We start from the raw sequence: 17,201 nt of genomic DNA, 5'->3' as shown, positions 1-17,201 counted from the left end.
GGAATACGGTTGACGCACATCGCAAAGGCTCTCTAGTGTTGAAGTGCTTCGAGCTTATCCCCGGCTGCTGCTGACATTGTTAGCCCGTGTGGAGCACTTCATTACCTTTGAGCTAATCCTGTTATGGACATCCGCCATTTTCGCTACTTCCTGGCCGTGGCCAGGCAGCGCAACTTCACCCGCGCCGCCGAGCAGTTGGGGATCGCGCCGCCGACCCTGAGCCGGCAGATCCAGGACATGGAAACCAGCCTGGGCACTCGCCTGTTTATCCGCCGGCAACGCGAAGTCAGCCTCACCGAAGCCGGCGCGGCCTTGCTGATCGAGGCCGAAGCTACCGTGCGCCAGTTCGAATTCGCCCAACGTCATGCCCAGCGCGCCGGGCGTGGCGAGATCGGCCATATCGAATTGGGTTATGTGGCCTCGGCGGTGTACTCCGGGCTGTTGCAACGGCAGATGCAGGGGTTCAGCCAGGCGTTTCCTGACGTGAGCGTGACTGTGCGCGAATGCGCCATGGCCACGTTGCCTAGCGCGGTGGCGGATGGGCGCTACGACATCGGCTACATCCGCTCGCCGATGACCTTGCCCGAGGGCCTGGAGGCGGTGCGCCTGGACAGCGAAGGTTTTGTCTTGGCGCTGCCCCAGGATTCCTGGTTGTTGGGGCTCGCGGCCATTGGCTGCGAACACCTGCAAAACGAGACATTTATTTTGCCGGAGCAAATCAGCGGCACCTTGCATGTCGCCGCGCAAGGCGGTTATGCCCCGCGCCTGGGGCCACAGCCGGGCGGGCTGGTCGCGGTGGTGGCGCTGGTGTCGATGGGGCAGGGCGTGGCGGTAGTGCCCGCGTCAATGGTCGGGCATGTGCAGTTGCCGGGCGTGGTGTACCGCAGCATTCAGGGCAGCGATGCATCGTCGTGGTTGTCGCTGATTCACCGGCGCTTCGAGAAAGCGCCGGCGGTGGCGCGGTATATCCAGCAGGTCAAGCACTCAGGCGTGGCTGCACCGAATCTGCCAGGCGCGTAAGGATCAGGCAGCACGACACCGCCCCCGCATCCAGCACGCCCAGTGAGCGCTCGCCCAGGCGACTGGCGCGGCCGATCTTCGCCACCAGGTCCTTGGTGGAGTCGCGTCCCTGGGAGGCGGCGGTTTTCATCGCGTCCAGTGCATCGGTGAACGACGCCCCCGAGGCGTGTGCGCGTTCAAACGCTTCCACCGCCGGGATCAACGTATCCATCAGGCACTTGTCGCCCACACCCGCTTCGGTAATGTCCTGCAACGAGGTCAGGCCGCCGCGCAGCAGGTGGGCGAAGGTGGCCGCGTCGATGTCGTCACGGCCGCGCACTTCGTCGGCCATGCCGATAAACAGACTGCCATACAGCGGCCCCATGGAGCCGCCGATGCCTTCCATCAGGCTCAGGGTCAGTTCATCCAGGGCCTCGGCGAGGGTCAGTTGGCGGCCTTCGATAGTGCGCCCGCAATGGGCAAAGCCCTTGGCCATGTTGATGCCATGGTCGCCGTCGCCAATCGCGCCGTCGACTTCGCTGAGGTATTCACGGTTGGCCACGATCACGCTGACCAGGTCGGTGACGATGGCGCTGCCGTCGTGGCTGGAAAAATGTTGGCTCATGGTTCAGTCCGCCTGGGTCATGCCGATGGAGCGGCAGGGTTGGTCGATCAGGGATTTGAGCTCCGCGTCGAGGCCGAGCAGGGTCAGGGTCACGCCCATCATTTCCAGAGAGGTGAAGTAGTTGCCGACGTAGCAACGGTGAATCTTCAAGCCCTTGGCGTTGAGTTGGCGTTCCACCTCGGCGTAGAAAATATACAGCTCCATCACCGGCGTGGCGCCGAGACCGGAGACCAGCACCACCACGCTGTCGTCCTGGCTGAAGTCGCGGTCGGCGAGGATCGGCGCGAGCATGCGCTCGGCCATGGCGGCGGCGGATTCGATCGGGACAACCTCAATGCCCGGTTCGCCGTGATGGCCGATGCCCAATTCCATCTGGCCGTCGGCGATCTGGAAGTTCGGCTTGCCTACGGCGGCAATAGTGCAGGGCGTGAGGCCGATGCCAATCGAGCGGCAGTGGTCGACGGTTTTCTGCGCGACGCGAATCACGCCCTCCAGGTCGTAGTGCTGGGCGGCCGCGGCACCGCCGATCTTCCACATGAAGATTTCCCCGGCCACGCCACGGCGCTTGGCGATCTCGGCCTTGGGAGCGGAAGCCACATCGTCGTTGGCGACCACGGTGCGGATGCGCATGTCTTTGCTGGCGGCCATTTTCATCGCCAGCTTCACATTCATATTATCGCCGGCATAGTTGCCGTACAGGCAGGCCACGCCGGCGCCCTGGTCGGCGGCGCGGAAGGCGTCGAAAAAGCTCTTGGCGGTGGGCGAGGAAAACACTTCGCCGACGGCCACGGCATCGACCAGACCGGGGCCGACATAGCCGAGAAACGCCGGCTCATGGCCGGAACCTCCGCCCGTGACAATGCCGACTCGGCCTGGCCCGGAAGGCCTGGTCTTGACGATCACCCGTGGGTTGCTTTCGTATTGGCGCAGTTCGGGGTGCGCGACCAGGATGCCGCGCAGCATGTCCTCGACCACTTGGTCCGGATCGTTGATGACTCGATTCATAACGCGGGTTCCTGTGTTCTTTTTGTAGGCGCGAGCTTGCTCGCGAAAAACGTGAAGACACCGCGTTTACTCAGAAGCCCCGCGTTATCGTTGTCGACCTTCGCGAGCAAGCTCGGCTCCTACAGTAAAAGCGGTTGTGTGTTCCTAGGGTTCGAGTACAACCTTGAGCGACTTGTCGCCACGCTCCATCACCGCAAACGCTTCCTTGAAGTCCGCCAGGGCGAACTTGTGAGTCACCACATCACGCATATCAATCTTGCGGTTGCCGATAAAGTCGATGGCCCTCGGGTACATGTAGGGCCCCAGGTGCGAGCCGAGGATGTCCAGTTCCTTGCGGTCGCCGATGATCGACCAGTCCACCGTCGCCTCGTCGTTGAATACGCTGAACTCCACGAAGCGCCCCAGCTTGCGCAGCATCGCCAGGCCCTGGTTCACCGCCTTGTGGTGCCCCGTCGCTTCGATATAGATGTCGCAGCCGTAGCCGTCGGTGATCGCGCGGATGTTGGCCATGACGTCCACTTCGGCCGGGTTCCACACTTCGTCGGCGCCCATGCGCAGGGCGAGGGCGGCGCGTTCGGGTTTCATGTCGAGCACGATGAGTTTTTTCGGGTTGCGCAAACGCACGGCACCGATGATGCCCAGGCCCAGGGTGCCGGCGCCGGCGACCACCACGACGTCGTCATGGTCGACGTTGGCTCGCTCCGCTGCATGCAGTGAGCAGGCCAGGGGTTCGATCAGGATCGCTTCGTCGGGGGCGATGGATTCCGGCACTGTGTGAATGATGCCTTCCTTGGTGAAGATCATGTACTGGGCCATGGCGCCCTGCACATTGTTCTGGAAGCCATACAGGTCGTGTTTCTGGCACATCCAGTACTGGCCGTGGTTGCAGAAGCGGCAGCCCCAGCACGGCACGATCTGCTCCGAGATCACCCGGTCACCGACCTTCACGCCGCGCTTTTCCGCGCCTGGCCCCAGGGCAACCACACGACAGACGAACTCATGGCCGGGGATCATCGGCGGCTTGACGTAGCGCGGTTGCTCGGCATCGCCCCAGAACGACGGTGCGCCGCGATAGGTCTTGATGTCGCCCATGCAAATGCCGCACAACTCGACCTTGGTGAGGATTTCATCGGGGCCGGGCGTGGGCACGTCGACGGTTTCCAGGCGATAGTCTTCCGGGCCGTGGCAGACCACGGCCTGCATGGTTTTCGGGATGACCGGGAAGAGTTGTTCGGGTGTGCGTTCGGTGACGGTGGACATGACAAAACCTCACGACAGATAAATGAATTACTGAATGCTGTAGCCGCCGTCGATCACCATGTTGGCGCCGGTGATCATCTGCGCGGCATCGCTGAGCAGGTACAGCGCCAGCCCGGCGATTTCCTCCGGCTGCGCAAAGCGGCCCGCCGGGATCTGCAATTTGGCCCGCTCGCCGACTTCACCGGCCCAGGCCTTCTTGCCCAGCGCGGTCTCGACGATGGTGGGGGAGATGGCATTGACGTTGATGTGCGGCGCCCATTCCATGGCCAGCACCTTGGTCATGCCGACAATGGCCGCCTTGCTCGCGCAGTAGGCGACGTGGCGGTCGAGGCCGATCACCGCGGCCTGGGAGGCGAGGTTGACGATGCGCCCGCTGCCCTGGGCCAGCATGTGCCGCGCGCAGGCCTGGGCCACGAAAAAGCTGGCCTTGAGGTTGATGTCCAGGGTGGTGTCCCAGGCGCTTTCGCTGACATCTACGGCCTTGTCCAGCAGGGCCACGCCGGCGCTGTTGATCAGGTAGTCCAGGCGTTGGAAGTGTTCGAAGACCTGATCGATGGTGTGTTGCACCTGGTTGATCTGGCTGAGGTCGACGGTAATGCCCAGATGCCCGGCACCCAGGCTTGCTGCCACTTCAACCACCGCCGGGTCGCGGTCGAGCAAGGCCACGCGGGCGCCGCGCTGCACCAGCAGGCTGGCGCAGGCCAGGCCGATACCGGCGGCACCACCGGTGATCACCGCGCAATGGCCGCTGAGGTCGAAGGCTTGGTTCCAGAATCCAGGCATTTACATGACTCCATTTTCGAAAACAGTGAAGATCTCGGGTGGGAGGGGGCTTGCCCTCTCCCACACTTGACTGTATTTCAAGCCAATGATTACTTACCGCCACTGACCTGTTTGTACAGCGCATCGGCGTTGGCGTTACTCACTGGCACCCACGGCAGGATGTAGGTCTTGGCCGTGCCATCACCCCATTTCACGTCCTTGGCATAGCGCTCCCAGATCACCGACTGCGGCGTGTAGTCCTTGCCGGCCAGTGCGCGCAGGGCCACGTCCAGCGCACCTTGGGACTGAGCCTGGGCGTCCTGGAGGAAGGTGGTGACTTCGTCTTTTTTCGCCGCCTGGATCGCGTCCGGCATGCCGTCAATGGAAGTGACAGGCACATCTTTGGACGTCAGGCCGTGGGATTTGAGGGCCTGCACGGCGCCGAGGGCCATGTCGTCGTTCTGTGCGATCACGCCGTTGATGCCTTTGGGGTGGGCGTTCAGCCAGTCTTCGGTCAGCGCCAGGGCCTGGGCGCGGTCCCAGTTGGCGGTCTTCTTCTCGATAATCTTGATGTCTGGGTGCTTGCCCAGCACTTCCAGCTCGCCTTTTTCGCGGTCGATCTGCGCCGACTGGCCAATCGGGCCCTGGATGATCACCACATTGCCCTTGCCGTTGAGCTTGTCGACCATGGCCTGGGCCTGCAGGCGGCCGCCTTCGACGTCATCGTTACCGACGTAGGGCACCGAGGCGTCGGCGACTTTGGTGTTGGAGGCGATCACTACCACGTCGTTGCTCATGGCTTGCTTGACCGTGCCGACGCCAGCCTTGGTGTCGATCGGCACGAACAGGATCGCGTCGTAGCGCTGAGTCACCATGTTTTCGATCTGGTTGTTCTGGGTCAGGGCGTCGTAGTTGCCATCGAACACCGTCAACTGCACGGTGCCGTCCTTGACCGCCGGGTGTTCCTTAAGCTCGCGAACCCAGTTCTGCATGAACTGGCCCTTGAGGCCGTAGACGGCCGCGCCGACTTTGTAGGTCTTGCCATCGGCAGCCATTGCGATACTGCCGGCGAGCAGGGAGAGAGCCGCCGCGGCGGCCAGGGTGGTACCAAGTTTCATGGGGGGAACTCCGGTTATTGTTGTAGTGGTCGTTCTCTAGCGTTTTTTCTTGCGCCACACGTCGATCAGTACTGCAAACACGATGATCAGGCCCTTGGCGACCTGCTGGTAATAGGAGGACACGCCGAGCAGGTTCAGGCCGTTGTTGATCACGCCGATCAACAGCGCGCCGAACAGCGTGCCGACAATGCTGCCGGTGCCGCCCGACAGGCTGGTGCCGCCGATGACCACGGCGGCAATCGCGTCCAGCTCATAGGACGCCCCGGCCTGGGGCAGGGCGGAGGTGGTGCGTGCCGACAACACCACGCCCGCCAGCCCGGCGAGCAGGCCGGACACCACGTACACCGAAAACATCACCTTGCGCACGCCGATCCCGGAGGTGCGCGCGCTTTTTTCATTGCCGCCCACCGCGTACACGTAGCGACCGTAGGTGGTGTAGCGCAGCACCATCCAGAAGATCAGCGCGACCACGGCGAAGATGATGATCGGCACGCCAATCGGGCCGATCTTGCCGATGCCCAGGGCCAGGTAGGCGTCGGGCAGGTCGGTGATCGGGCTGCCGTCGTTGAGGATGAAGGTCATGCCGCGCGCAATGCTGAGCATGCCGAGGGTGGCCACGAACGGTGGGATCGACAGGTTGGCGACCATAAAGCCGTTGACCACGCCGAGCATCGCCCCGGCAAACATCCCCGCACTCACCGCCGCCAGCAGCCCGTAGCCCTGGGTCGCGACCATGGCGCTGCACAACCCGGCAAAGGCCAGGATCGAGCCGACGGAGAGGTCGATGCCCTTGGTCAGGATCACGTAGGTCATGCCCACCGCGAGGATGCCGTTGATGGAGGTCTGGCGCAGGATGTCCATCCAGTTGCGCCAGGTCATGAAGTACTCGCTGGAAAACGCCATCACCACGCACAGCAGGATAAACACCAGCGGCAGGCCGAAACGGTCGAGGGACAGGCGCAGGCGGTTGCGTGGCGCTGTTGTGATAGGGGCGGCAATGGTTTTGGCATTCATGAGGCAAGACTCAACAAGGCTTCCTGGGAAAGGGCGGTGTCGGTGCTGATGGTCACCAGGCGGCCGCCCTTGAATACGGCGATGCGATCACTCAGGTGCAACAGTTCCGGGGCTTCGGATGACACCACGATGGCCGCGCCACCGGCGCGCACGAATTGATCCAGCAGGTGGTAGATCTCCTGCTTGGCGCCCTCATCGATCCCCCGGGTCGGCTCATCGCAGAGCAGGCATACCGGTTCGGTCGACAGGCATTTGGCGAGCACCACTTTCTGTTGGTTGCCGCCGCTCATGGACGCCACCGGCAGTTCCAGTGAGGTGGTTTTGATCTGCAGGCGCTTGACCATGTCCTGGGCCAGCTGGGTTTCCTTGCGCGCATTGATCAGCGACCAGCTCGACAGGCGCTTGTAGGCCGACAGCGCAATGTTGGAAAGAATGCTGCCGGTAAGCACCAGGCCGCTGTCCTTGCGGTCTTCGGTGACCAGCGACATGCCGGCATTGATGCTCTCCTTGGGCAGGCCGATGGGCATGGGCTTGCCTTGCAGGGTGACGCTGCCGGAGTCCGCCTCGGTCAGGCCATAGATGCAGTTGAGGAATTCACTGCGACCCGAGCCCATCAGGCCGTAAATACCGAGGATTTCACCCTGGCGCAGTTGCAGGCTGATGTCGTGGAACTCGCCGGCGCGGCTGAGGCTGTCGACTTGCAGGCAGGTGTCGGCGGCGCATTCACGGCCGACCTTGTGGTCGATGCGGGTCAGTTCCTGGCCGACGATGCCGCGCACCAGATGGTCGCGGTCGATATCGGCCATGCGTCCGCTTTCCACAAAGGCACCGTCGCGGAAGATGCTGTAGTCGTCGGCGATCTGCGCCAGTTCGCTCAAGCGGTGCGACACATACACAATGCCGGCGCCGCGCGCGGTGAGACGGCGGATCGCCTTGAACAGGGTTTCGGCTTCGCGCTCGCCAATGGCCGAGGTGGGCTCGTCCATGATCATCACCTGGCAGTCATGGCTGAACGCCTTGGCGATTTCCACCAATTGGATCTGCGCCACGCTAAGGCGGTGCATGGGGCTGGTGGCGTCGACCTCGAATTCCAGGCTTTCCAGCAGCTCGCGGGTGCGGCGGTTCAAGGCCTTGTTGTCGACGATGCAGCCGGCGCGGCGCGGTTCGCGGCCCAGCCAGATGTTTTCGGCGACGGTCATGTAGGGGATCGGTTCCAGTTCCTGGGTGATCATCGCGATCCCCGCCGCGAGGGCTTCGCTGGGGCGGTTGAACTGTACGGGGGTGCCGTTGAGCAGAATGCTGCCGGCATCACGCGGGGTAATGCCCATCAGGATGCTCAGGAAAGTCGACTTGCCTGCGCCATTGCCGCCGCACAGGGCGTGGACGCTGCCGGCCCGCAGAGAGAGGCGCCCGTCACGCAGGGCAGGGATCCCGGCGTAAGCCTTGGCGACGTGTTCAGCCTGGAGCAGTAATGGCGTGGCCATCGGCGTGTCCTCGTGCTGTGAATTCTTATTAGGTCGCACAGTCATGTTTCGCTGTGATCATATGTGTATCAAATGAAATTCTGATCAGTCAATCTCTTTCATGTAAATGGTGTGATTCTGATCTTTTACGCCAATTATCCTTTTTTAGACGGCTTTGACTGGCAGGTCAGTTAAATCATGCTTGACAGGAAGGGGGTAAAGCCCGCGAAATGAATGAGAGAAATTTCATTGATTGATCAATTGATCAGTCGTAAGCACGACCTCGGCAGCGGAGCCAGACGCCATGAACACACCTTTCCCGGTGGCTATCGGATGCGATGAAGCGGGTTTTGAGCTCAAGGAGCTGTTAAAGCGCCATATCGAGGCGCTGGGCTATCCGGTGACCGACTTCGGCACCCATTCCACCGCGCCGGTGTTGTACCCGGACATCGCCCTGGCCGTGGCCACCGCCATCAACGCGGGGCAGCAGCGCCTGGGCGTGCTGGTGTGCGGCACGGGGATTGGCATGGCGATTTCGGCCAACAAGGTGCTGGGGATCCGTGCGGCCCAGGCCCATGACACTTACTCGGCAGAGCGGGCGCGCAAGAGTAACGATGCGCAGATCCTGTCGATCGGCGCGCGGGTGATCGGCGCCGAACTGGCGAAAAGCATCGTCAAGTCGTTCCTTGAGTCGGAGTTCGAGGCGGCCCGTTCCGGGGCCAAGGTCGAGCGCATCAATGCGATCGAGCGCGATGGGCATCAATAGTGGACGTAGCAGGGCAAGAGTCGGGAGAATGCGCCTTTGACGCCGAAACGGAAGCCCGTCCCCATGAGTGACAGTACCCAGCGCATGGCCAGCGATATTGATCAGATGACTGAAGTGGCGATGCTCTATTACCTCGAGAACGTCACTCAGGAAGCCATCGCCAAGCGCTTCGACCTGTCGCGGGCAAAAGTCAGCCGATTGCTCAAGCGCGCGCGGGATGAAGGCATTGTCGAGGTGCGCGTTTTGCAGCATCCGGCGATGAATAACGAGCTGGAACAGGCGCTGGTGGCGCGCTTCAAGCTGGATCGCGCGTTGATCGCAGTCGATCACAGTGATCCCGATACCCAGCGCTCGGCCGTCGCCAGCCTGGTGGCCAACTACCTGAACAAGACCTTGAGCGACGGCATGATCGTCGCCGTCGGCATGGGCCGCAATGTCGGTGCCGTGGCCGATAACGTGTTCCTGCCGGTGACGCGCAACTGCACATTTGTCTGCGCCATTGGCGGTTCGCTCAAGGCCGGCGAATACATGAACCCCGATCACATCTGCCGGCGCCTGGCCCTGCGTTTTGGCGGCGAGAGTGAAAGCCTGTACGCCCCGGCCCTGGTGGCCAACCCGGAGCTGCGCGGGGTGTTGATCAATAACGATACGGTGCGCTCCACTCTCGACCGCGCGCGGCGGGCAGACATGGCGCTGATCGGCATCGGTGACATGAGCGAAAACAGCAACATGGTGCGCATGGGCTGGTTCTCTCCCCAGGAGATTGCCCAGGCGCGCCTATCCGGCACCGTGGGCGACATGATGGGCTATGACTTCATCGATATTCACGGCCAGCCAGCGGTCAACGCGATTCAGGGGCGGGTGATCGGGTTGACGGTGCAGGAGTTGTTTCGCATCCCGGACGTGGTGGCGATTGCCAGTGAGAACACCAAGGCGGCGGCGACGTTGGGGGCGTTGCGGTCGGGGGTGATCAATACCCTCGCAACCACCGTCACTAATGCCCACACCATCCTCGCGCTGGACGATGCAACCCGTAAGACCTGACACGCCAGTGCTCAAGTGTGGGAGGGGCAAGCCTCCTCCCACATGATTTTGTGTGGGGTTCGAAGACAGGTTTTGTAATACTTTTGCGTTGTGGGACATTTGTGTTTCGACTGTACGATTCAAGTCCTTTTGTTATTTCAGGACGTGCATGAACATCCTCTTGGAGCCTCCCGGTCGTCTTTCCCCAAGACATTTGCTGCCGCTGTTCCCGCTGAAACATCCCGTATTCCGACTGCTAGCCTTGTCCCGGTCCACCGATCGTGCGTTGCCGTGTCCGGCATTCTGAAACCTGTAAAGAGACTTATATAAATGGAATGGTTAGCGGATCCAACGGCCTGGCTCGGCCTGTTGACCTTGATTGTGCTGGAACTGGTGCTGGGCATCGACAACCTGGTGTTTATTGCGATCCTGGCGGACAAGCTGCCACCGGAGCAGCGTGACCGTGCGCGGTTGATCGGTTTGTCCCTGGCGCTGCTGATGCGCCTGGGCCTCCTGGCGAGTATTTCCTGGTTGGTGACCCTCACCCAGCCGCTGTTCGAGGTGTTCGACAAGAGCTTCTCCGGGCGTGACCTGATCATGCTGTTCGGCGGTGTGTTCCTGTTGTTCAAGGCCACCATGGAACTGCACGAACGCCTGGAAGGTCATGTGGCCCAGCGCACCGGCAATGTGGCGTACGCCATGTTCTGGCCGATCGTGGCGCAGATCGTGGTGCTCGACGCGGTGTTCTCCCTGGATGCGGTGATTACTGCCGTGGGCATGGTCGATGAGTTGGCGGTGATGATGATCGCGGTGATCATTTCCATCGGCCTGATGATCGTGGCGAGCAAGCCGCTTACGCGCTTCGTCAACGCCCACCCGACGGTGATCATGCTGTGCCTGGGCTTCCTGATGATGATCGGTTTTGCCCTGACCGCCGAGGGCCTGGGTTTCCATATTCCGAAGGGCTACCTGTACGCGGCGATTGGTTTCTCGATCCTGATCGAAGTGTTCAACCAGATTGCCCGCGCGCGTCGCAAGAAATCTGCGCAGGGTGTGTTGCCGGTGCGTGAGCGGACGGCCCATGCGGTGATGCGCTTGCTCGGCGGCCGCAGCCTGGCGGTGGAAGAGGTGGGCGAAGACGTGGCGGACCTGTTGGGCGAGACGGATGCTGCGCAAGGGCCGCTATTCGACCGACGTGAACGGGTGATGATCAGCGGTGTGCTGCAACTGGCCGAGCGGCCGATTCGCACCTTGATGACGCCGCGGGCCAACGTCGACTTTATCGACCTGGCTGACGATCCCGACACGATTCGTCTGAAACTGATGCATTCGTCTTATTCGCGCCTGCCGTTGATCCGCAATGGCGCGGTGGATGAGCCGCTGGGCTTTGTGCACAAGAAAGAACTGCTCAAGGAATACCTGGCCGGCAACGAGCCGAACCTGGAGCACCTCGCGCGTCGGGCGATCAACCTGCTGGAAAGCTTCTCGATCCTCAATGCCCTGGAGCAGATGCGCCAGGAATCGACCCATATCGCCTTCGTGATCAACGAGTTCGGTGACTTCATGGGCGTATTGAGCATGACCGACATTCTTGAATCCATCGCCGGTGAATTGCCGGATGCCAGTGAGATCGAAGGGCCGGATATTGTCGAGGAAGGCGCTGGCTTCCGTGCCAATGGCGGCTTGAACCTCACCCAGATTCGTCAGCGCACCGGCTTCAAGGCTGTCGCGACCGAGGATTACCAGACCCTGGCTGGCTTGGTCATGAGCCTGCTCGACCGCCTGCCGATGGTGGGCGATAGCCTGGAGCATGAGGGCTGGCGCCTGACGGTGGCAGCGGTGGAGGAGCGGCGGGTGACGCAGGTGTTATTGCACCCTTGCGGCGTGCATAGCGCCTGAAGGTATCTTCCACAAACTGCGCTTGCTGCTCTTCCGGTCCGAAACCTTTGAATGTTTCCTTCAAGGTGCCGTTCTGGAAGATCAGCAGCGTCGGGGTGCCTGTAACCTCTGGGTGCCTCGGTGTTTTCGCGCAATCGAGTACCATGCTCACCACTGATCGATACCGGGCTGCGATCAGTTCAAACAGCGGCCCGGCTACTCCGCAGGCCGGGCAGTGATCTGAGACAAACAGCATGAACACCGGGCGCGAAGTGCTCAGCGCGCGCCGGTAGTCTTCTGCATTGGCAATGGTTGCTGTGGCAATCCCCATGATCATCTCCCTTTGAGCCGAACAGGCTTTCGCCAACGCTAAGCTGGGGGACCACTACCGTCTACTGTCAACCTTCACAGGTCCGCATCACGCTCCGCACGTTCCCGGGCCTTGCGCGCCTGGCTCGCGCACTTGCGATATTCCTCATTGTCACGGGACGCCTTGGCGCGGCGATAGCCATGGTGATTCTGGCTGGTGTAGTTGGTGTCGAACGCTGCTTTGAGCTTGCGCAGTTCTTCTTTGCATTCGCGGCGGTCGTTGCTGGCCTGCGCGCTGCCGGCCGCCAGAAAACACAGCAAAACCAGGGTGAGACTGAACTTCATCGGAGTGCGGTCCTTGTCATGAGGCGTGTGCCAAAGGCTAGTCCAGCACCGCGGATTTTCCATGGGAGGGTGCACCGCCGATGTGCGTAGTAACGGGGCGGTGACGCACTTGAATCGTGCTGTCACCCTCATGTGAGGCCTTGGGTAGCAATCTGCCTGCAAGTGCTGGCGCAACGCCGCATCTCACGTCGCGATTTATCTGTCTGATTACTAAGCGTTTTATCGTAGTCATAGGTTTCACTCGGTGCGTGTGGCACACTTTCTGCTGTCTGTTCCGTTGTTACATACTAAGTTCCGGTATAGCGGAATACACAACTCCTGGAGTGCTTGTCATGCATCACCGACCTTCCGTGTTTAAAGCGTGTGTTTTTCTCTTCGCCGCATCGGCTTCCCTCGCAGGCATCGTGCAGGCGGCGGACAGCAAGCTCGATGATGTGCTCAAGCGTGGGCACCTGATCGTGGGTACAGGTAGTACCAATGCGCCGTGGCACTTCCAGGGAGCGGATGGCAAGTTGCAGGGGTTTGATATCGACATCGGCCGCATCGTGGCCAAGGGCTTGTTCAACGACCCGAGCAAGGTCGAGTTTGTGGTGCAGTCCTCCGACGCACGCATTCCCAACCTGCTGACCGACAAGGTCGACATGAGCTGCCAGTTCATCACCGTCACCGCCAGCCGCGCGCAGCAAGTGGCGTTCACGCTGCCGTACTACCGCGAAGGCGTGGGCCTGTTGCTGCCGAACAACAGTAAGTACAAGGAAATCGAAGACCTGCAGGCGGCGGGCGATGGCGTCACCGTGGCCGTGCTGCAGAACGTGTATGCCGAAGAACTGGTGCACCAGGCGCTGCCCAAGGCCAAGGTCGACCAGTACGACAGCGTCGACCTGATGTACCAGGCCGTGAACTCCGGTCGCGCCGATGCCGCCGCCACCGACCAGTCCTCGGTCAAGTACCTGATGGTGCAGAACCCCGGCCGCTACCGCAGCCCGGCCTATGCCTGGAGCCCGCAGACCTACGCGTGTGCGGTCAAGCGTGGCGACCAGGACTGGCTGAACTTCGTCAACACCGCACTGCATGAAGCCATGACCGGTGTGGAGTTCCCCACCTACAAGGCGTCGTTCAAGCAGTGGTTCGGTGTGGACCTGCCGGAACCTGCGATTGGTTTCCCCGTCGAGTTCAAGTGATTCGTGAAAACCGGGGCGCCGCCAACGGCGCCCCCATCAGGTACTGCTGACCATGAACTATCAGTTGAACTTTGCCGCCGTATGGCGTGATTTCGACACCTTGCTGGCGGGGCTCGGCCTGGGCCTGCAACTGGCATTGCTGTCGATCGCCATCGGTTGCGTGATCGGCCTGTTGATGGCGTTTGCCATGCTGTCCAAACACCGCGCGTTGCGCATCCTGGCCTCGGTGTATGTGACGGTGATCCGCAATACGCCGATCCTGGTGCTGATCCTGTTGATCTACTTCGCCTTGCCCAGCCTCGGCATCCGCCTGGACAAGATTCCGTCGTTCATCATCACCTTGTCCTTGTACGCCGGCGCCTACCTGACCGAAGTGTTCCGCGCCGGGCTGTTGAATATTCCCAAGGGCTTGCGCGAGGCCGGCTTGGCCATCGGCCTCGGCGAATGGCGGATCCGCGCGTATATCACCGTGCCGGTGATGCTGCGCAACGTACTGCCTGCGCTGTCGAACAACTTTATCTCGCTGTTCAAGGACACCTCCCTGGCCGCCGCCATCGCGGTGCCCGAGCTGACCTATTACGCCCGCAAGATCAACGTCGAAAGCTACCGGGTGATTGAAACCTGGCTGGTCACGACCGCGCTCTACGTGGCGGCCTGTTATCTCATCGCCATGCTGCTCCGTTACCTGGAACAGCGTCTGGCGATCCGTCGTTAAGGAGGGTTTCCATGTACGAGTCCCCCAGCTGGCTGCATGAGTTGTGGATCGCCCGGGATACGCTCTGGGCGGGGTTTCAGACCAGCATTTACTGCTCGGCGCTGGCAATTATCTTTGGCACCCTGATTGGCATATTCGTCGGGCTGGTGTTGACCTACGGCAGATTCTGGATGCGTGCGCCGTTTCGCCTGTATGTCGACCTGATCCGTGGCACCCCGGTGTTTGTGCTGGTGCTGGCGTGTTTCTACATGCTGCCGGCGCTCGGCTGGAAAATCAGCGCGTTCCAGGCCGGCGCCGTCGGGCTTACGCTGTTCTGCGGCTCCCACGTCGCGGAAATCGTGCGCGGTGCGCTGCAAGCCATTCCCCGTGGTCAACTGGAAGCCGGCAAGGCGATAGGCCTGACGTTCCGGCAGTCCCTGGCCTACGTGCTGTTGCCCCAGGCGCTGCGGCAGATCCTGCCGACCTGGGTCAATTCCTCGACGGAAATCGTCAAGGCCTCGACCTTGCTCTCGGTGATCGGCGTCGCTGAATTGCTGCTGAGTACCCAGCAGGTGATCGCACGTACCTTCATGACCCTGGAGTTTTACCTGTTCGCCGGGTTTCTGTTCTTTGTCATCAACTACGCCATCGAGTTATTCGGGCGCTACATTGAAAAGCGGGTGGCCTTGCCATGAACCAACCTCAAACCAACCAACCGCTGCTGAATATCTGCGGCCTGCGTAAACAATACGGCGAGGTCGAAGTGCTCAAGGGCGTCGACCTGTCCATGCAGCGCGGCAACGTGGTGACGTTGATCGGCTCCAGCGGCTCGGGCAAGACCACGTTGCTGCGTTGTGTCAACTTGCTGGAAGAATTCCAGGGCGGGCAGATCACCCTGGATGGCGAGTCCATCGGCTACAGCGACATCGGCGGCAAGCGCGTGCGTCACCCCGAGCGCGTGATCGCCCAGCACCGGGCGATGACCGGCATGGCATTCCAGCAGTTCAACCTGTTTCCCCATCTGACCGCGTTGCAGAACGTCACCCTCGGCCTGTTGAAAGTTAAGAAAATGCCTAAGGACGAGGCGGTGGCACTCGCGGAAAAATGGTTGGACCGTGTAGGACTTTTGGAGCGCCGCAATCACTTCCCGGGCCAGTTGTCCGGGGGGCAGCAACAGCGTGTGGCGATTGCCCGTGCCATTGCCATGAACCCGAGCCTGATGCTGTTCGACGAAGTCACTTCGGCCCTTGACCCGGAACTGGTGGGCGAGGTGCTCAGTGTGATCAAGGGCTTGGCGGAAGAGGGCATGACCATGTTGCTGGTCACCCACGAAATGCGCTTTGCCTATGAAGTCTCGGACAAGATCGTCTTCATGAACCAGGGCCGGATTGAAGAGCAGGGCTCGTCGAAGGATATCTTCGAGCGGCCGCAATCGCCGCGCCTGGCGGAATTTCTCAAGAACATTCGTTTTTAATCAGGAGCATCGTTTTATGAGCATCACTCGTTACGGAGCCGGCAGCACTGCCGGCGGTGGCCAGCCTCGTCCCTTCGCCCGCGCGGTGGAAGCGGACGGTTGGCTGTACGTCTCGGGCCAAGTGCCTGCGGTGGACGGCGAAATCATCACTGGCGGGATCATCGAGCAAACCCGCCAGACCATGCGCAACGTGGTGGCGATCCTCGAAGAAGCCGGCTACGAGTTGAAAGACGTGGTGCGGGTGGGTGTGTGGCTGGAAGACCCACGGGACTTCTGGAGTTTCAACAAGGTCTTCGGCGAGTACTTCACCCCGGAACACGCCCCGGCGCGGGCCTGTGTGCAGGCCAACATGATGGTGGACTGCAAAGTCGAGATTGATTGCGTGGCCTACAAGAAAAAGGGCTAAATTGCCCCCACTCTTAAGCCCACCAGAGATCAAATGTGGGAGGAGGCTTGCCCCTCCCACAGTGGACCTGCGCCAGCCCTACCATTTCGACCGGACCGAAATTGCCATGACCGAAGACACCATCAAACGCCGCGCCAAAGGCCTGGACCGTGCATTCGATATCCTCGATTTTCTCAAGGAAGTCGGCCAGCCCCTGCGCCCGAATGATATTGCCAGCGGCATCGGCAGCCCCAAATCCACGGTCTATGAACTGGTGGCATCCTTGTTGGAGCGGCGCATCCTCGAAACCGTGGGTAAGGACGGTCACGTCTACCTCGGCCGCCAGCTGTACTTCCTCGGGCAGGCGCACCTGCGTCATTTCGACCTGACCCGCGAGGCCGACCACGCCTTGCAGGAGATCGTCAGCCAAACCCACGAAACCGCGCAGATGTGCCTGCTCAACGGGCGTAAATACACGGTGGCGCTGATGCGAGAAGGCGAGCGGCATTTCCGCATTTCCTCGGACATCGGTGAAAACGCGCCGATCCCGTGGACGGCCTCCGGGCGCCTGTTGCTGGGGCACTTGAGCGACCAGCAGATCATCGACCTGATCGACTACGACGACTTTATCCTGCCGGATGGCCAGCGCCTGCCGCTGGAGACCTTCCTCGCGCAGATCCGCCAGGCCACCCTCGATGGGTTCTTTTCCTTCGACAGCGTGGCCGACACCTTTACCCACTGCTTTGCCGCCCCGGTCCGGGACGCGCAGGGCATCAGCATTGCGACCCTGTGTATCGTCGCCCCTCGCGCCGATGCGAGCAAAAACTACAACGACTATCGCCGGGTGTTGATCGACAGCGCCAATAACCTGGCCCGTCGCATCAACGAATAGGAGTTTTC

At 61.4% G+C, this 17,201-nt stretch carries 18 protein-coding genes and 1 pseudogene; 10 read left to right on the top strand and 9 right to left on the bottom strand.

Translation table 11 applies throughout. From position 1 onward, the window contains the following. Window positions 1–123: 123 nt before the first annotated feature. The gene (locus M2397_RS09620; protein ID WP_131699281.1) at window positions 124–1,020 is read left to right on the top strand and encodes a LysR family transcriptional regulator; all 897 of its coding nucleotides are present in this window, start codon (window positions 124–126) and stop codon (window positions 1,018–1,020) included. On the opposite strand, the gene dhaL is transcribed toward M2397_RS09620, so the two are convergent. The 7 genes from dhaL to M2397_RS09585 all read right to left on the bottom strand — a co-directional run bounded on the left by dhaL (window position 977) and on the right by M2397_RS09585 (window position 8,267). Further along, window positions 977–1,624, bottom strand: a complete 648-nt coding sequence (dhaL, locus tag M2397_RS09615; RefSeq protein ID WP_167655802.1) for a dihydroxyacetone kinase subunit DhaL — start codon at window positions 1,622–1,624, stop codon at window positions 977–979. The genes M2397_RS09620 and dhaL overlap by 44 nt on opposite strands. A gap of 3 nt (window positions 1,625–1,627) precedes the next feature. Next, window positions 1,628–2,629, bottom strand: coding sequence for a dihydroxyacetone kinase subunit DhaK (locus tag M2397_RS09610; RefSeq protein ID WP_259242738.1), 1,002 nt, complete (start codon window positions 2,627–2,629; stop codon window positions 1,628–1,630). 144 nt (window positions 2,630–2,773) lie between these two features. After that, window positions 2,774–3,889, bottom strand: coding sequence for an alcohol dehydrogenase catalytic domain-containing protein (locus tag M2397_RS09605; protein WP_167655803.1), 1,116 nt, complete (start codon window positions 3,887–3,889; stop codon window positions 2,774–2,776). A gap of 27 nt (window positions 3,890–3,916) precedes the next feature. Beyond that, complete coding sequence (locus M2397_RS09600) at window positions 3,917–4,672, bottom strand: SDR family oxidoreductase (protein ID WP_259242737.1); 756 nt, start codon at window positions 4,670–4,672, stop codon at window positions 3,917–3,919. An 89-nt stretch (window positions 4,673–4,761) separates the two neighbouring features. After that, the gene (locus tag M2397_RS09595) at window positions 4,762–5,769 is read right to left on the bottom strand and encodes a substrate-binding domain-containing protein (protein WP_259242736.1); all 1,008 of its coding nucleotides are present in this window, start codon (window positions 5,767–5,769) and stop codon (window positions 4,762–4,764) included. A 36-nt stretch (window positions 5,770–5,805) separates the two neighbouring features. After that, window positions 5,806–6,783: an ABC transporter permease gene (locus M2397_RS09590; protein WP_145337513.1), complete on the bottom strand. Its 978-nt coding sequence runs from the start codon at window positions 6,781–6,783 to the stop codon at window positions 5,806–5,808. Further along, window positions 6,780–8,267, bottom strand: coding sequence for a sugar ABC transporter ATP-binding protein (locus tag M2397_RS09585; RefSeq protein ID WP_167655805.1), 1,488 nt, complete (start codon window positions 8,265–8,267; stop codon window positions 6,780–6,782). Before M2397_RS09585 ends, M2397_RS09590 begins: the two co-directional genes overlap by 4 nt. Before the next feature lie 283 nt (window positions 8,268–8,550). Between M2397_RS09585 and rpiB the strand changes: the two genes are divergently transcribed. From rpiB to M2397_RS09570, 3 genes are all read left to right on the top strand, one after another. Further along, on the top strand, window positions 8,551–9,012 hold the full coding sequence (rpiB, locus tag M2397_RS09580) for a ribose 5-phosphate isomerase B (RefSeq protein ID WP_016969738.1): 462 nt from the start codon (window positions 8,551–8,553) through the stop codon (window positions 9,010–9,012). Between the two features lie 63 nt (window positions 9,013–9,075). Continuing rightward, window positions 9,076–10,056: a sugar-binding transcriptional regulator gene (locus M2397_RS09575; protein ID WP_027608636.1), complete on the top strand. Its 981-nt coding sequence runs from the start codon at window positions 9,076–9,078 to the stop codon at window positions 10,054–10,056. A gap of 309 nt (window positions 10,057–10,365) precedes the next feature. Then, window positions 10,366–11,934: a TerC family protein gene (locus tag M2397_RS09570; protein ID WP_131699288.1), complete on the top strand. Its 1,569-nt coding sequence runs from the start codon at window positions 10,366–10,368 to the stop codon at window positions 11,932–11,934. Window positions 11,935–11,953: 19 nt separating this feature from the next. Here the strand turns inward: M2397_RS09570 and M2397_RS09565 are convergent. Beyond that, window positions 11,954–12,244, bottom strand: a pseudogene (locus M2397_RS09565) (thioredoxin family protein); the annotation flags it as partial. 74 nt (window positions 12,245–12,318) lie between these two features. Continuing rightward, window positions 12,319–12,567: a hypothetical protein gene (locus tag M2397_RS09560; protein WP_131699289.1), complete on the bottom strand. Its 249-nt coding sequence runs from the start codon at window positions 12,565–12,567 to the stop codon at window positions 12,319–12,321. 332 nt (window positions 12,568–12,899) lie between these two features. Between M2397_RS09560 and M2397_RS09555 the strand changes: the two genes are divergently transcribed. The 6 genes from M2397_RS09555 to M2397_RS09530 all read left to right on the top strand — a co-directional run bounded on the left by M2397_RS09555 (window position 12,900) and on the right by M2397_RS09530 (window position 17,193). Next, on the top strand, window positions 12,900–13,748 hold the full coding sequence (locus M2397_RS09555; RefSeq protein ID WP_027608633.1) for a transporter substrate-binding domain-containing protein: 849 nt from the start codon (window positions 12,900–12,902) through the stop codon (window positions 13,746–13,748). 52 nt (window positions 13,749–13,800) lie between these two features. Further along, window positions 13,801–14,463, top strand: coding sequence for an amino acid ABC transporter permease (locus tag M2397_RS09550; RefSeq protein WP_115488214.1), 663 nt, complete (start codon window positions 13,801–13,803; stop codon window positions 14,461–14,463). 11 nt (window positions 14,464–14,474) lie between these two features. Next, window positions 14,475–15,137 (top strand): amino acid ABC transporter permease, encoded by a 663-nt coding sequence (locus tag M2397_RS09545; protein WP_131699290.1) that lies wholly within the window; start codon window positions 14,475–14,477, stop codon window positions 15,135–15,137. Then, on the top strand, window positions 15,134–15,916 hold the full coding sequence (locus M2397_RS09540) for an amino acid ABC transporter ATP-binding protein (protein WP_131699291.1): 783 nt from the start codon (window positions 15,134–15,136) through the stop codon (window positions 15,914–15,916). The genes M2397_RS09545 and M2397_RS09540 overlap by 4 nt, the downstream gene beginning before the upstream one ends. Window positions 15,917–15,932: 16 nt before the next feature. After that, window positions 15,933–16,322: a RidA family protein gene (locus M2397_RS09535; RefSeq protein WP_010210958.1), complete on the top strand. Its 390-nt coding sequence runs from the start codon at window positions 15,933–15,935 to the stop codon at window positions 16,320–16,322. 106 nt (window positions 16,323–16,428) lie between these two features. Further along, window positions 16,429–17,193 carry an IclR family transcriptional regulator gene (locus tag M2397_RS09530; protein ID WP_259242735.1) on the top strand — a complete coding sequence of 255 codons (765 nt, stop codon included), beginning with the start codon at window positions 16,429–16,431 and terminating at the stop codon, window positions 17,191–17,193. Window positions 17,194–17,201: the final 8 nt, after the last annotated feature.

The sequence above is a fragment of the Pseudomonas sp. BIGb0381 genome (genome assembly GCF_024809815.1).
GTDB lineage: Bacteria > Pseudomonadota > Gammaproteobacteria > Pseudomonadales > Pseudomonadaceae > Aquipseudomonas.
The sequence above is the reverse complement of the archived record's forward strand: the minus strand, read 5'-3'. Positions and strand labels throughout refer to the sequence as shown.